This is a genomic window from Leifsonia sp. HAY1-4F, assembly GCF_056755275.1.
Map to the genome: position 1 here is coordinate 1 of NZ_JBNDHX010000262.1, position 276 is coordinate 276.

The 276-nt window shown below is 58.3% G+C and carries 1 protein-coding gene; it reads left to right on the plus strand.

The window, feature by feature from the left end; translation table 11 throughout:
- A partial coding sequence (locus ACPYOG_RS19455; protein WP_481295772.1) for a hypothetical protein occupies positions 1–276 on the plus strand: 276 nt, incomplete at both ends.

Genomic DNA, 276 nt, shown 5'->3' on the forward strand with positions numbered 1-276 from the left:
ATCCATGGCGACCACGCGTGACATCGCCGCCATCATAACGGTCATCGAGACCTATCCACAGGACGCCGACTATTCGGCCATTACGCAGATCGCACGGCAGAAGCTCGACCTCGCCATCTCGATCGAACCGGGTGGCGAGTTGCCGGCCCCGCGCGAAAAGCCTTTCTTCTCCATCCTGGACGGCATTCTGAGCGATGAAATCCGCGATCAGATCAACCTGCCTTTCTGGATCGATACGGTCGGAAACTCCAGCCTGGTCGAGATCCGGGTCAAACT